Source organism: Echinicola soli, from assembly GCF_006575665.1.
In the GTDB taxonomy this organism is placed as follows: domain Bacteria; phylum Bacteroidota; class Bacteroidia; order Cytophagales; family Cyclobacteriaceae; genus Echinicola; species Echinicola soli.
Window position 1 is genome coordinate 1720393 of record NZ_CP041253.1, and the last position, 14843, is coordinate 1735235.

12 protein-coding genes are annotated in these 14843 nt (G+C 45.1%); 7 read left to right on the plus strand and 5 right to left on the minus strand.

Features of this window, described 5'->3' with window-relative positions; genetic code table 11:
- Positions 1-1052: 1052 nt before the first annotated feature.
- From FKX85_RS07190 to FKX85_RS07200, 3 genes are all read right to left on the minus strand, one after another.
- A complete protein-coding gene (locus FKX85_RS07190) occupies positions 1053-2294 on the minus strand; it encodes a M16 family metallopeptidase (RefSeq protein ID WP_141614083.1) in 1242 nt (413 codons plus the stop codon).
- Between the two features lie 176 nt (positions 2295-2470).
- Positions 2471-2668 (minus strand): heavy-metal-associated domain-containing protein, encoded by a 198-nt coding sequence (locus tag FKX85_RS07195; protein ID WP_141614084.1) that lies wholly within the window; start codon positions 2666-2668, stop codon positions 2471-2473.
- Between the two features lie 107 nt (positions 2669-2775).
- Positions 2776-4971, minus strand: a complete 2196-nt coding sequence (locus FKX85_RS07200) for a heavy metal translocating P-type ATPase (protein ID WP_141614085.1) — start codon at positions 4969-4971, stop codon at positions 2776-2778.
- Positions 4972-5181: 210 nt separating this feature from the next.
- On the opposite strand from FKX85_RS07200, the gene bshC reads away from it, so the two are divergent.
- The 4 genes from bshC (at position 5182) to FKX85_RS07220 (ending at position 9136) form a co-directional block, all read left to right on the plus strand.
- Complete coding sequence (bshC, locus tag FKX85_RS07205) at positions 5182-6747, plus strand: bacillithiol biosynthesis cysteine-adding enzyme BshC (protein ID WP_141614086.1); 1566 nt, start codon at positions 5182-5184, stop codon at positions 6745-6747.
- Positions 6740-7312: a 5-formyltetrahydrofolate cyclo-ligase gene (locus tag FKX85_RS07210; protein WP_141614087.1), complete on the plus strand. Its 573-nt coding sequence runs from the start codon at positions 6740-6742 to the stop codon at positions 7310-7312. The genes bshC and FKX85_RS07210 overlap by 8 nt, the downstream gene beginning before the upstream one ends.
- Positions 7313-7338: 26 nt before the next feature.
- Positions 7339-7824 carry a hypothetical protein gene (locus FKX85_RS07215; RefSeq protein WP_141614088.1) on the plus strand — a complete coding sequence of 162 codons (486 nt, stop codon included), beginning with the start codon at positions 7339-7341 and terminating at the stop codon, positions 7822-7824.
- 187 nt (positions 7825-8011) lie between these two features.
- A complete protein-coding gene (locus tag FKX85_RS07220; protein ID WP_141614089.1) occupies positions 8012-9136 on the plus strand; it encodes a sugar phosphate isomerase/epimerase family protein in 1125 nt (374 codons plus the stop codon).
- Positions 9137-9185: 49 nt separating this feature from the next.
- On the opposite strand, the gene FKX85_RS07225 is transcribed toward FKX85_RS07220, so the two are convergent.
- Both FKX85_RS07225 and FKX85_RS07230 read right to left on the minus strand, forming a co-directional pair.
- Positions 9186-9578 (minus strand): hypothetical protein, encoded by a 393-nt coding sequence (locus FKX85_RS07225; RefSeq protein ID WP_141614090.1) that lies wholly within the window; start codon positions 9576-9578, stop codon positions 9186-9188.
- A gap of 1003 nt (positions 9579-10581) precedes the next feature.
- Positions 10582-10770, minus strand: a complete 189-nt coding sequence (locus FKX85_RS07230; protein ID WP_141614091.1) for a hypothetical protein — start codon at positions 10768-10770, stop codon at positions 10582-10584.
- Positions 10771-10884: 114 nt separating this feature from the next.
- Between FKX85_RS07230 and FKX85_RS07235 the strand changes: the two genes are divergently transcribed.
- The 3 genes from FKX85_RS07235 to FKX85_RS07245 are packed head-to-tail and all read left to right on the plus strand — an operon-like array spanning position 10885 to position 14768.
- Positions 10885-12333, plus strand: coding sequence for a BatD family protein (locus FKX85_RS07235; protein ID WP_141614092.1), 1449 nt, complete (start codon positions 10885-10887; stop codon positions 12331-12333).
- A complete protein-coding gene (gene aroC, locus FKX85_RS07240) occupies positions 12333-13415 on the plus strand; it encodes a chorismate synthase (RefSeq protein ID WP_141614093.1) in 1083 nt (360 codons plus the stop codon). The genes FKX85_RS07235 and aroC overlap by 1 nt, the downstream gene beginning before the upstream one ends.
- An 18-nt stretch (positions 13416-13433) precedes the next feature.
- On the plus strand, positions 13434-14768 hold the full coding sequence (locus tag FKX85_RS07245) for a dicarboxylate/amino acid:cation symporter (protein WP_141614094.1): 1335 nt from the start codon (positions 13434-13436) through the stop codon (positions 14766-14768).
- Positions 14769-14843 lie beyond the last annotated feature (75 nt).

Sequence of the window (14843 nt, forward strand, 5' to 3'; positions counted from 1 at the left end):
TTTTTTGGAATACAAAGGAGCAGACTGCACGACACTTCCCAACCAATTCACTTTGTGACTTCGAGCCTTCGTGGCAAAACAAGCAGGCCACCTGTTGTTCCGGCAGCTGTACTGCGGAAAAATGAGCAGTGAGTTTTTAGCTCAACACGTGTTAAAGTATGGGCAGCATAGAGTGTTCGATCTTTTCTATTAAGAGGTAATCGACGCCAATTGGTCTGCCCCGCCGTTAGGTGGGCTAGCTTGGTAACGAGTAAGATATGGGTAAGCCGCAAAGTCACCAAGGCACTAAGTTTTTTTGGAATACAAAGGAGCAGACTGCACCACACTTCCCAACCAATCTACTTTGTGACTTCGAGCCTTCGTGGCAAAAAAATCAGGCCTCCTGTTGTTCCGACAGCTGTACTGCGGAAAAATGAGCATTGAGTTTTTAGCTCAACACGTGTTAAAGTATGGGCAGCATAGAGTGTTCGATCTTTTCTATTAAGTGGTAATCAACGCCAATTGGTCTGCCCCGCCGTTAGGTGGGCTAGCTTGGTAACGAGTAAGATATGGGTAAGCCGCAAAGTCACCAAGGCACTAAGTTTTTTTGGAGAAACAAAGGAGCAGACTGCGCGACACTTCCCAACAAATCTACTTTGTGACTTCGAGCCTTCGTGGCAAAAAAAAGCAGGCCACCTGTTGTTCCGGCAGCTGTACTGCGGAAAAATGAGCATTGAGTTTTTAGCTCAATACGTGTTAAATTACGGTCTTCATAGAGTGTTCGATCTTTTCTATTAAGTGGTAATCAACGCCAATTGGTCTGCCCCGCCGTTAGGTGGGCTAGCTTGGTAACGGATTGACATCGAATTCATGGTCGAACTGAGGTTCATAGGACACGATAGGGGTAAATTCAGCTAGTCGGCTTTCCGGTCCCTTCACTATTTTAATAGCTGATTAATAGTAAGCCACAAAGATTCTCGAAGACGCAATGAATCGCTAAACTTTTAAAGGTGAAGCCTTAGTGTCTTGGCGGCTCATGTAGATTCTGGAGACTGAAAACTGTTGGCATCTGCCTACTGCTTATTGCTTTTATAATATAGCACAGAAGCATTGGATTCTTTGATAGTGGTGCGTGCCATGTCGGAAATTTGGTCAGCAGCGATGGCTGTTTTTTGGTCATATTCTATCTGGTAGATATCCGGTGATCCCAGTTGGGTATAATAGGCAAGGGTCATGGCCCTATTGATCAGCTGAATGGATTCATAGGTTTTCATGGCTTCCGCCTGGTTTTTTACTTTGTTGAGGATTTCTTGGGATATGGTGTTTTCAATGAATTCGTGGACCACTTCATCCAAGACCTTTTCGGCCTCCTCTGCCGTTTTTCCTTTTTCCATTTTGGCAGAAAAGATCATAAGCCCGGGATCCAAGGCTCCTAAAATATAACCGTTGCAGGAAGCAAAGATACCGGTGTTTTTGACCAGTTTTTGCTCCAGTAGGGAAGATCTGCCAAAACCTAGAATATCAGTAATCAAGTCACATTCGAGGTAGCCTTTTTGCATTCGTCCGGGCATGTGATAGGCTTTGTATAATGCATCAGTAGGGACATCTGCAGAATGGAAAAGGCTTCTTTTTTGGGTTTGCTTAGGTTCTTCCGAAATGGCGACCGGCGATGTTTTGACTGGAGGAATAGGGCCAAACCATTTTTTTGCCATCTCTAGCACTTCTGTTTCTTTTACATCACCAGCGACCACAAGAATGGCATTGTTTGGTGCATAATGGTATTGATAAAAAGACCTGATATCTTCTTCATCAAATCCCTCGATGTCTTTGATATCCTTGCCAATGGTGGGCCATTGGTAAGGATGTAAGTCATAGCAAAGGCCCCTCATCAGGTGCATGGCATCACCATATGGCTGATTCAGGTACCGCTGCTTAAACTCCTCAATGACCACTTTTCGCTGGGTTTCGATGGTCTTCTTGCTTAGGTTTAGCTGTAACATCCGGTCCGATTCCAGCCAGAAGGCCGTTTCGATATTGTTCGCCGGCAAGGTGATGTAGTAATTGGTGATGTCGGTATTGGTGAAGGCATTGCATTCCCCTCCCACACGCTCCAGGGCACTGTCAAATTTGGGAACATTCTTGGACCCTCCAAACATCAGGTGCTCGAAATAATGGGCAAGGCCTGTTTTTCCAGAGACTTCGTTGCGAGAACCTACCTTATAGATGATATTAGTGACGGCCATCTTGGTGCTGTGATCTGGATGGATCAGTACCTGTAGGCCATTATCTAATACGTAATGTTCGTAATTAATCATCGATTTGTATTGCGGATTTCCAAAAATATCTACGACTTAAATAGTCTCCTAGACTGCTTTTTGAAAATGCTTGTGAATGAGTTTATACAAATAGCAAAACAACGGCTAATATATTTCTATTAGCCGTTGGCTGTAACAAATCTAAGAAATTCCCCGAACATTAGTGCTTCAATGCCCTAAATCGCCTCACCTTGGTAGCCTGCCGCTTTCAGGGCAGCTTTTACCTGGGCTTCAGTAGCATTGCCCGTAACGGTTAGTTTTTTTTGTGGGTCATCGAGATCTACTTTCCATTCACTGTTTGGAAGGGCATCCAATTTTGGGGTGATGGCTTCGATGCATCCTGCGCATTTGATATTCGTTTTTAGTTTGATCATGAAATTATACGGTTTAAAGTTAAAATGTTAAATGTTGGATAGTACTGTCAATAGCAAGTACAGACCTACGATTCGACAGCATCCCACGCCAGACAGCGCTCTACTAATCATCCCTTTTTCAGTCGTAGGCTGTTGGTGACCACAGAGACAGAGCTCAGTGCCATGGCGGCACCAGCGATCATGGGGTTCAGCAAGAAACCGAATGCAGGATAGAGTACTCCTGCGGCCACAGGGATACCGATGGTGTTATAAATAAATGCCCAGAATAGGTTTTGACGAATGGTTTTGACCGTCTTTTTGGTGAGTGTAAGCATCTCGGGCACTTGTCTCAGGTCACCATGTAGAAGAGTCACTTTTGCCACGTCCATGGCGATGTCTGTTCCTTTGCCCATGGCAATGCTGAGGTCGGCAATGGCGAGTGCTTCACTGTCATTGATGCCGTCTCCGATCATGGCTACCTTGTGTCCGGCAGATTGCAAAGCGCGGATATAATCGGCTTTTTCGGATGGGAGTAAGCCTGCTTTATAGTGTTTGATATTCACCGCTTTGGCAATTATGGCAGCTGTCTTTGCCTGGTCTCCGGTAAGCATGTGTACATCCAATCCCATTTCTTGGAGCTCGGATATGGCGGCTTCCGAGCCAGGTTTGAGTTGGTCGGTAATGCGGATGACGGCAATGAGCTTATCTCCTTTTGCCATGTGGATGACAATTTCCCCATTGGAAAGGCCATTTTCTTCAGCTTCCGTGAGTGACGGGTCGGGTTTGAATCCATTTTCGAGCAACCAGCTTTTTTTACCGATTGCATAAGAAGTTCCTCCAACAATAGCAGTAACGCCATTGCCGGTATGGGACTGAAATTGGTCGATAGAGGCTTTTTCATCTCCTTTTAGGTGTTGGGTTACGGCCATTGCCAGCGGGTGTTCACTTTTGGCTTCCATGGCCAAGAGCACTTCCCGTTCCTTTTGTGGCTGGATAATGTCAGGGCTGAATTGAAGTGCTTTCACTTCCGGTTTGCCGGAGGTGATGGTGCCGGTTTTGTCCAAGATGATGGTGTCCACGGCTTGACCTGCCTGGAGGCTTTCGGCATCCTTGATGAGCATTCCCAGGGACGCTCCTTTGCCAATACCGGCCATGATAGCCGTGGGGGTGGCCAGTCCAAGGGCACAAGGGCACGCAATGACCAAGACAGTGATAAATGCCAGCATTCCATGTAACCAAGGGCTGTCTGCACCGCTAAATCCCCAAACCACAAGCGAGAGCAGTGCAATGGCAATGACCACTGGCACAAATACGGCCGTGATTTTATCCACCAGTCCCTGGACAGGAGCTTTGGAGCCTTGGGCTTCTTTGATCTTTTGGATAATCTGCGAAAGGACGGTCTCGTGACCTGCCTGCTCCACGACAAAGACAAAGCTGCCCTGCTGGTTGATCGTGCCTGCAAATACCTTTGATCCCCGCTCTTTTTCTGCCGGAAGAGGTTCTCCTGTAAGCATACTTTCGTCTACAAAACTACTGCCGTCCGTAATCTTCCCGTCCAATGGGATTTTCTGGCCAGGTTTTACCAGGACCATTTCGCCTGGAACTACTTCGCTAGCCTTTTTGGTCTGTTCTTGGCCATTGGCAAGAATGGTGACTTCGCTGGGCTGTAGACCTATTAGCTTTTTGAGGGCTTCAGTGGTGCCCGCTTTGGCTCCTGATTCCAACATTCTGCCCAACAGAATCAGAAAAATAATGACCCCAGCTGCTTCAAAGTACACATGCGGTTCAATTCCCCTTTGTGCCAGCCATTCTGGAAAAAATGTATTGAACGTGCTGTAAAGATAGGCCACGCCAGTACTGATGGCTACCAAGGTGTCCATATTGGCCGCGCCGTGTTTGGCCTGGCGAAGCGCGTTGGTAAAAAACTGTCTGCCAAATACGAAGAGTACGGGAGTGGTCAACAGCCACATGATCATATTGGCATAGGGAATAGTGGGGATAAACATACCAATGACGAATACCGGAACGACCAACCCGCCTGCAGCAAAGGTGTTTTTTCGGAGCTTTTGATACGCTTCCCGTTGAAGGACTTCAGGATCTTCTTCCTCGTTTTGCTGAATCAGGAGGTCGTAGCCAGCATCACGCACAGATTTTTGGAGGAGGCTTGGATCGAAATTTCCCTCCAATTCCAGAAGTGCGGTATGATTGGCAAAGTTGACACTGGCCTTTTTTACGCCCTTTTGCTTGTTCAATGTCTTTTCTACGGTATTGGCGCAGCCTGCACAGGTCATCCCTGTCACAGGCCATTCTATTTTATTGCTCATTTTATAATGTTCTAAATATATTTTTGGAATTCACATCTTCGGATACAAAGTTACAAGAGGGGGAGAAGGATGGGTTACATAATTTTTGATCAAATTAAACTGCGGCTGTAAGATTCCGGTTTTCAAGAAAAAAATCCCGAACTTTAAGGGGCTTATATCAGTTTAACCACCTAAAGCCCTTTTTCAGCGCATCAAAAACCTTCAAAATTTATGTTGAAATCTACTGTAGAGCCCGAGTGTACCGGGCAGTTTTCACCATTGTTTATCGACTATATTCGGCAGCAAGAGAAGCTTGCACCTTTCTACAATGCTTTTCCGAAGTTGGAGAATTTCGGGTCAGTAATCCAAAACAGGCAATTTGATTCTTCCAAGCGAGCGGTGCTAGCGAAGGCATTGAAAGAGCAGTACGAGGGGGTCGAAATAAGTGAGAAGGTGGCGGAAAATGTCGCCGCATTGGAAAATGGCAAGACTTTTACGGTGACCACAGGGCACCAGCTCAACCTTTTTACCGGTCCGCTGTACTTTATTTACAAGATTGTGTCTACGATTAACCTTGCCAGGCAATTGGGAGAAGCTTATCCTGGATACCGCTTTGTGCCGGTGTATTGGATGGCGTCGGAAGACCATGATTTCGAAGAGATCAATTACTTCCATTACGATGGAAAGCAATACAGCTGGAAGACTGCCCAAAGGGGAGCAGTGGGGGATTTTGAATTGGATAAGTCTATGGAGGAGCTGCTAAAGGAGGTGAATTTCGTGCCTGAATTTTTCAAGGAGGCTTATCGTAAAAACACCACCTTGGCCGAGGCAGTGAGACAGTATGTCAATTACTTATTTGGTGACAAAGGTCTGGTGATCGTGGATGGCCATGATCGAAAGCTGAAGGAACTCTTTGCCCCAGTCATCAAGAAAGAATTGGTCTCGGGAAAAGCCAATGACTTGGTTAATGCACAGACGCAAAAATTGAAAGATTTGGGTTATAAGAGTCAGATTTTTCCTCGAGAAATCAATTTTTTCTATCTTGACAAAGGTGTCCGCAGCCGGATCGTGAAATCGGAAGCAGGATTTGAAGTGCTGGATACCGAGAAGGTTTTTGCAGCCGAGGAGCTGCTGAAGTTGGTGGACGATGACCCTACTAAACTTAGCCCAAATGTAGTGTTACGCCCCCTTTATCAAGAGTATATTTTGCCCAACATCGCTTACCTTGGAGGGCCTGCAGAAGTGGCCTATTGGCTACAGTTGAAGGGTGTTTTTGATCATTATCAGGTCGATTATCCAATGGTGATGCCACGGAATTTTGCCCTGATCAAAACGGTAAAGGCACAGCGGAAAGCAGCAGCTCTAGAGCTGTCCACTGAGCAGTTATTTGCGTCTTTTGACGACTTAAAAAAAGCATATGTAAAATCCCACGCCCATGCTGACTTGGATTTGGTGGAGGAAAAGAAAGCACTGGCGGCAGTTTTTGAGCAATTGGGAGGCGATGCTGCAGCGATTGATCCGACCTTGGAGCCGGCGGCAGAAGCAGCAAAAGTGCGGGCACTCAAAGTGTTGGAGCATTTTGGCAAGAAACTGCGGCAAGGAGAGGAAAGGAAGATGGATGTGGCCCTTCGAAGGATAAAGGAAGTCAAAGAAATCCTATTCCCAGGAGGTACGCCTCAAGAGCGAAAGTGCAATTTTATGGAATTTTACCTTGCCGATGAGCAATTCATAGAGCGCCTCTATTCACTTTTTGACCCGTTGGATTACCAATACATTATTTTGGAACAGGATGAGTGAAAAAGGCCGGCTTAGGAGATACTATAAACAGAAAAGGAAAGCATTAGGTCCTGTTCGTAAAGCTGATCTGGATGCACAGGTAGCCGGTCAGGTACTGGATTATGTAAAAGCTCATCGGCGGTTTCAGCATTTTCATATATTTCTGCCTATTTCCAAATTGACAGAGATCAATACGTTTCCCATTGTTCGTGAATTGTTGGCTGATGGTAAGCACGTGTATACCTCTGTCACCGATCATGTCAATGGGGGCATGAAGACGGTGGAAATTTTTAGTAATACCCAGTATATCAATGATAAATGGGGGATTCCTGTGCCCATAGAGGCGAAAGAGGTAATGGAAAAGTGGATAGAAATAGTTTTTATCCCCCTTTTGGTATGCGATTTGAAGGGGAATAGGATTGGATATGGAAAGGGATTTTACGACCGATTTTTATCTCGCTTATCGCCCGAGGTGTTTAAGGTCGGTTTATCTTATTTTGTTCCTGAAATATCCATTGAGGCAGAACCACATGACATTTCATTGGATATTTGTATTTTGCCGAGTGGAATTATAGAATTCAATTAAACCATCTATTATTAAATTATTCTTCTATGTTTAAGAAAGCAATTATTGCAGCTTTTATGGTTGCGTGTATGGTCGTCAGTAATCAAGCTGAAGCCCAGACGTATTCTACTGGTGTCGGCTTAAGAGCAGGGGTTTCCAATGGCTTGACTGTAAAGCACTTTATTTCCTCCGATGAGGCGATAGAGGGAATGCTGCACACCCGATGGAAGGGACTGATGATTACCGGACTTTATGAGAAACACAAGGATATCCGTGAAGTAAGGGGCCTAAAATGGTTTTATGGAGGAGGTGCCCATATCGGTACGTGGGGCGATCGCAGTGACCCTCCTTTTCGGGATTATGATGACAGCTATACGGTGTTTGGTATTGATGGAATCATCGGATTGGACTATAAGTTTGTCGATGCGCCGGTGAACCTATCGTTGGATTATAAGCCCGCCTTTAACATTACCAGTGACGTAGGCTGGTGGGGTGATGAGATAGCCCTGTCTATTCGCTTCACATTTCATTGATGCAGTGGTAGCGCAGTTTCCTATGTTGTAGAATTGGGGAATTGTTGAATTGTCGAACGGTAATTTATTGGAGACGTTATGGTGTAATGAACCGCCGACCCTTGTTACAGTTCGACAATTCTATCAAACTTTAGAACATTATAACTTTTAAACCTTTTCCATCTTTGAACCTAAAACCTATAACACCATGACCAATCCTATTTGGATAATGACTTCTGCATTTGATCAGCTTAGTCTGGATGAAGTGATCAAAAAGGCCAATGAAACAGGAGTTCAGGGACTTGATGTGTGCGTATTCCGAAAAGATGGCACACGGGATGATTTTGTGGCGACACATTTGGATTATGATCATTTTACCCTTGATACTGCCAAGGAAATCGTGGATAAATTTAACCGTGCCCAGCTGCGGCTCTCGATTGGGGCTTTTGACAACCTTATCGGTGGCGATCCTGCCCAGCGGATAAAAAACCAAAACCATTTGCTGAAGCTTATCCGAATGGCACACCTGATGGGGGGAGATGCCAATGATGTAAAAGTGGGGACTTTTGTGGGCTATAACCATGAACTGGGCAATCAGGAGAATGGTTTTGAGAAAAATCTGGAGGAGTACGTCAAGGTTTTCGGTCCCATCATCAAGTATGCGGAGGATTTGGGAGTGACGGTGTTATATGAAAACTGTCCCATGGAAGGTTGGCGACCCGCGGGCTATACAGGGACCTTCAATAACCTCCCTGGTGTACTGGCGGCGCGAAAGCTGATGTATGCCATGATCCCCAGCAAGGCGCATGGTGAGATTTATGACCCTTCACACGATGTGTGGCAACATACCGACCCCGTAGAAGTGATCAACCATACGGACATGGATAGAGTTAAGCGCATCCATGTAAAGTCTACCCGAAACAATGCCGATCCTTTCTGGGGCAATATGTACCCGACCCAATTAGTGGACAAGTCCCTGGCTGATCGTGCTGGTGTGCCCACCGCCGGGCATGAATGGGATCGTCACCATTATGAAGCCACCTTACCGGGTTTTGGTGTAGGAGACAGCATGGATTGGAGACGATTTATCACTACGCTGCAAGAAAAAGGCTTTTCAGGGCCTTTTGAAATCGAAAATGAAGCTGGACTCTCCAAGGGAACAGGGAATATGGCCGCCATCATGCAGGGCTACAAGGCTACCGTGCTCAATCTCAGTCCACTGCTATGGCCGCTTACAGAAGCCGGATACCAGTATCCGATCGAGGATTTTAAGGAATTGAACGCTTTGGCTGGAAAAGATATCCCGGTGCTGACGATGGAGGATTTGGGGTAGTTGGTGAAAGTGTTACGCTGATGTACGGGGTTTTGGCCTTCATCAATCGCTATTCTTTTTGCACTTTTAGATGATAAAGAATTAATTGGTCGTATTCTGTTTCAGACTGGGAAGGATCTTTCATGACAATAACTTCACCTGTCTGATTTACCACGGAAGGGTAGTGGATTTCCCTAGGAAAAGAAACCCCAGGATTGAGTAAGTCCATGGAGTGGTTGTAGATGGCTGCAAAAAATGGATCCATTTTCTTCAGTTTTAACTCTTTTTCAGGATCATTAGTACCGATGCTTTGGGTTTGGGCAGCAGTTATTCCTTTGCGATAAACGACGATAATGTTATCCTTGGTAAATAAGATATCACTTATATGGCCAGGTTGGATATGTTCATTCTTGTCAAAGAACTGCTCGCTCTCTGACATAGGGATACTTTTGTAGCTGACCATTTTTTTACTGGCACCGTAAAGGAAGTGTCCATTATCAAATCATTTCCCTCTTCGCGGTAGACATAAATAGCATTTTCTAGCCAAAGGGATACGAACCATTTATCCCTAAATTTTCGAATGACAGGAATATATATACCATGATTCTTCCCGTCACGATAAATGGAATTATTGGGGGATTTCATGGTCGATTCGAGTTGGCTGCTTAGTGTATCATAAGTTTCAAGGAGGGGTGTTTTATAGAATTTTCTCCCATGCCATCTTCAAAAATGTCACTGGTAAGTGGTTTGAGATAGCGATAACCGTTTTTTTGAAGGAAAAATGTGCAGGTAGGAAAAGAAAAATAAGAAACTATGAGCATACGGAATTTCATATTCTTGGAGAATTTGTCCTTCTTTCCCAAATTGGACAAATCCTCTTTCCATGGCGTATAAACCTGAGTTCGACTCATAATTAGCATCAAAAACGTCATAGCGAGGAAGTATAGCCTGTCCCGAGCTATCGGGAACGCGGCAATCTCGTTTTCAGATACGGGATCGCTTCACTCCGTTCGCGATGACGGATTTATATTGATTTTATAATCTACACATTCCTATTGCTACATTAAAGAGAAATATGCTTACCAAAACTACCTGGAAATCTCTCATCTTCCAGAAATATTGCTTGGCCCTCAAAATGAGCTAAAAAGGAGGCAAGCGAAAAAGTTGAGGGCATGAATCCCTTTATTTTAATAGGATTTACTTTTTGTTTTTTTGTCACAAAGATTCTAAGACCCAAAGCTGTTTGTTTTCCATGAAATTTGGAATCCGCCTACAAAACACTTCGTGTCTTGGCGACTTCGTGGCGACATACCAAATGAATATAAATCTTCTCCCGTCCCCAGAAATATTGCTTGATCTCCGTTAGCGCTCAGTTTACCCATAGTAAATCATATAGAACCATATTTTTTTCATTTATCAGAAATACTCCAAAAATAAAAAAGCCCCGCTGGGCGGGGCTGATATGTTTAGGCGAGTTTTACGAAATATTTATTGAGTACTCCCAAGTAAATTTTTGAAAACGTTTTATAACACCAATCTTTAAATTCCTGAACCTCATTAGGCGTCAGCATGTTGAGGCCCTTTCTTAACTCTTTCTCGAAAAGTTTCTTGTCAAAACTCACCTTGAGCAAAATGGTTTTAACATATTCTATCATGGCTCATCTATTTTTATGTTAGTTAAACAATACTAAAATTGATACGACAATACTTTGAATTTGTTGCGTTTAAAATATACTCGTTAATTTGCAACCTAAAGCATCTCGGTACCTATGAAAAGAACGAAATTATACTTTACTCTAGTATTCATCTGGACGATGGTTTTATCCTATGGCTATGCCCAGGAAATAAAAGTGAAACTGGGTCCTGATGAAATAGGGTTGAATGAAACGTTCAGTGTAAAAATAACCATTTCTAATGAAAAAATAAAGTCTTATGATCAGTTTCCGGAGATCCCCGGATTCCAGAAGCAAGGGGTGTCCCAGTCCTCTTCCATGAACGTGATCAATGGCCAGGTGAGCAGCACCAATAGCATTGTCCAATACTATAGACCGCTTAAGAAAGGGGCGTTTACGCTGTCGGATTTCAGTGTGCAGATCAATGGTGAAGCGGTGGAAGCCCAAGGCAAAATCATTAAGGTGACCGAGCCAAAGCAGTCCCGGCAAAGCCAGCGTCAGCGAACGGATCCTTTTGATGATTTCTTCGGTGGAGGTGATCAGCAAGAACAAGAGTTTATTGAACTTGATGATGAGGCTTTCTTTGCCATGAGCGTCAATAAGGACAGTATTTACGTGGGAGAAGGCTTCAATGTCAGCCTTGCCTTTTACATGTCGGAGTCTAACCAGGCACCGTTTGATTTTCACGAACCGGGCAAACAACTGGAAGAGATTGTCAACAAAATAAAGCCTACCAACGCCTGGGAAGAAAATTTCAATATCACCAATATCCAGCCAGAGCGAGTGACCATCGATGGGAAAAATTGGACACGCTTTAAAGTGTATGAATCGACCTATTATCCTTTTAATGAGGGGGAGGTAAACTTGCCTTCCATCGATTGGGAAATGATCAAATATAAGGTCGCCAAGAACCCTACCTTCTTTGGTAATAATCGCCAGCAGGATTTCAAGACTTTCCATGCTCCAGGCAAGACGGTTTATGTCAAACCGCTGCCTCCCCATCCACTTAAAAACGAGGTAAGTGTAGGGGTGTACAGGCTACGCGAAAACTTTGAAACCAAGAAAGTGGAAACAGGGGAAGGGGTGACCTATGATTTTGGGATTACCGGTGAAGGGAATATCAGTACCATCAAGGCTCCCAAAAAGAAAAATATCCAAAAGCTCAACACCTACGATCCAAACGAACGCCAGCAGATCAACAGAGGCCGCGGGCGCGTGACCGGTATCAAGCAGTTTGAGTATTACATCACCATCAATGAGCCGGGAGAAGTGAAATTGGCAGATCACTTTGAGTGGGTTTATTTTAACTCCGATAAGGCAGCATACGATACGTTAAGGCCCAAGGCGGTTTTGAACGTGGTGGGAGAGAGCAAAATCAACCAGTCCATTTCGAGCACCAGACTCGGCGGGATTTATGATTTAATAGAACTTGAAGACAATAAGCTTTTAAACGAACGATATAAGTATTATTTTTCGGCTTTTATCAACATACTATTGGCCGGAGCAGTGGTTTTGCTGGTCGTATTGATTATTAAAAAGAGGTAATGGGTAATTCATTTGGAAAAGTATTTAAGATAAGCACTTTCGGCGAATCGCATGGAAAGGGGCTAGGAGTGATTATAGATGGCTGTCCGGCAGGTTTGCCGATTGATGAGGAGTTCCTCAGACAGGAGCTACAGCGCAGGAAGCCTGGCCAATCCAAAATTACCACCCAGCGGAAAGAGGAAGATGAATGCCAGATTCTTTCCGGTGTTTTTGAAGGAAAAAGCACAGGGACGCCTATTGCCATCGTGATCATGAACACCGATCAAAAAAGCAAGGACTACTCCCATATAGCCGATAAATATCGGCCATCCCACGCGGACTATACCTATCAGGAAAAATTCGGTGTCCGCGATTACCGTGGAGGGGGCAGAAGTAGTGCCCGTGAGACCGCCGCCCGTGTGGCAGCAGGTGCCGTCGCAAAGCTTTTCCTGAAGCATATAGGGGTAGAAATCAATGCCTATGTTTCACAGGCAGGTCAAATCAAATTGGAGAAGCCTTATCAAGATCTGGATTTTGCTGAAATAGAAAAGAACATTGTTCGCTGTCCTGATCCGGAGGTTGCGCAGGACATGATTGACTATATAGATGAGATCAGAAAAAACAGGGATACTGTCGGTGGTGTGGTCAGCTGTGTGGCGAAGAAAGTTCCTGTAGGACTTGGTGAGCCAGTGTTTGACCGCCTACATGCGGAGCTTGGCAAGGCGATGCTGAGCATCAATGCGGTGAAAGGCTTTGAATATGGTAGCGGATTCGAAGGGGTGACCATGCTCGGTTCTGAGCACAATGATGCTTTTTACATGGAAGGCAATAACGTAAGAACAAAGACTAATCACTCAGGAGGTATCCAGGGTGGTATCTCCAACGGAGAAGATATTTATTTCCGTGTGGCGTTTAAGCCAGTGGCCACCATCATGAAGGATCAGGATAGTGTAAACCAGGCAGGAGATCAGGTGACGGTTTCCGGCAAAGGTCGTCATGATCCATGTGTGGTTCCCAGGGCAGTACCAATCGTGGAAGCAATGGCCGCTTTGGTCCTAGCGGACTTCTTATTGTTAAAGCGATTGAATAAATTGGATGTTTAGGAATTTAACCCAAATAGTATGCTAAAAAAGATACCCCTTCACACGCAAATCATCATTGGCCTGGTTTTAGGGTTGGTGTTTGGTTTGATCGTGATCAAGACGCAGATGTCTCCGGATTTTACAATGGATTATATCAAGCCCATTGGCACTATTTTTATCAATGCGCTGAAAATGATCGCAGTTCCTTTGGTGCTGGCCTCACTGATCGTAGGGGTGTCCAATTTGGGGGATATTACCAAGTTGGGAAGAATTGGTGGTAAGACCATCGGCGCTTATATGATGACCACTGTCATTGCGGTAACCGTTGGGTTGGTGTTGGTAAATGTCTTTGCCCCGGGCAAAAGCTTACCCATAGAGACCAGGGAAAGGCTGATGGAGCAGTTTGATGATGTGGTAGGAGATAAATCTTCCCAAGCCGCAGAACTGCAAGAGCAGACGCCTTTAAAACCATTGGTAGAGATGGTCCCTGAAAACGTTTTCCTCGCTGCTTCTGACAATGGCAGCATGCTTCAGATCGTGTTTTTTGCGATTATCATGGGGATTGCCTTGCTGGAGATCCCCAAGTCTAAAGCGAGTCCTGTCATTGCCTTTTTTGACGGGCTGAACGATGTCATCATCAAGATCGTCGGCTACATCATGTTGATCGCTCCATATGGGGTGTTTGCCTTGATGGCTTCCCTAATTGTGGAGATTGCCGGGGATAATCCGGAATCAGCGATAGAGCTGTTGTTTGCCTTATTAAAATACAGCTTGCTGGTGGTGGCGGGGCTATTGTTGATGGTGGTATTGGTATACCCGACCATCCTGAAGCTCTTTACCAAGGTGAAATATAAGGACTTCTTCTCAGCACTTAGGCCAGCACAGTTATTGGCATTCTCTACAAGCTCCAGTTCTGCGACCTTGCCGGTAACGATGAAGCAGGTGGAAGAAGAGATCGGTGTTTCAGAGGAAGTCAGTAGTTTTGTCCTTCCCCTGGGCGCCACGATCAATATGGACGGGACTTGTCTTTATCAGGGTGTTGCGGCAGTATTCATTGCCCAGGCATTGGGACTGGACCTTAGCCTTACACAGCAATTGATGATCGTGCTGACCGCTACGCTGGCATCCATCGGCACGGCAGGCGTACCCGGTGCGGGCTTGATCATGCTTTTGATCGTATTGGAATCGATAGGGGTGCCCTCAGCAGGTTTGGCGCTGATCTTGGCACCTGACAGGATCTTGGATATGTTCAGGACAGTGGTGAATGTCACCGGTGATGCTACCGTCTGTACGGTGGTGGCCAGTACAGAAGGGGAGTTGCCCGACGGCCTGATCAGAGAGGCTAACCCATTGACATCTACATCAGATTCATAAATTTGCAGTAGATAAGGAACTTATCACCGGTTTTGCTGTTTGAATTGCTAGAAACCGTCACTAAAGAATCGTTAC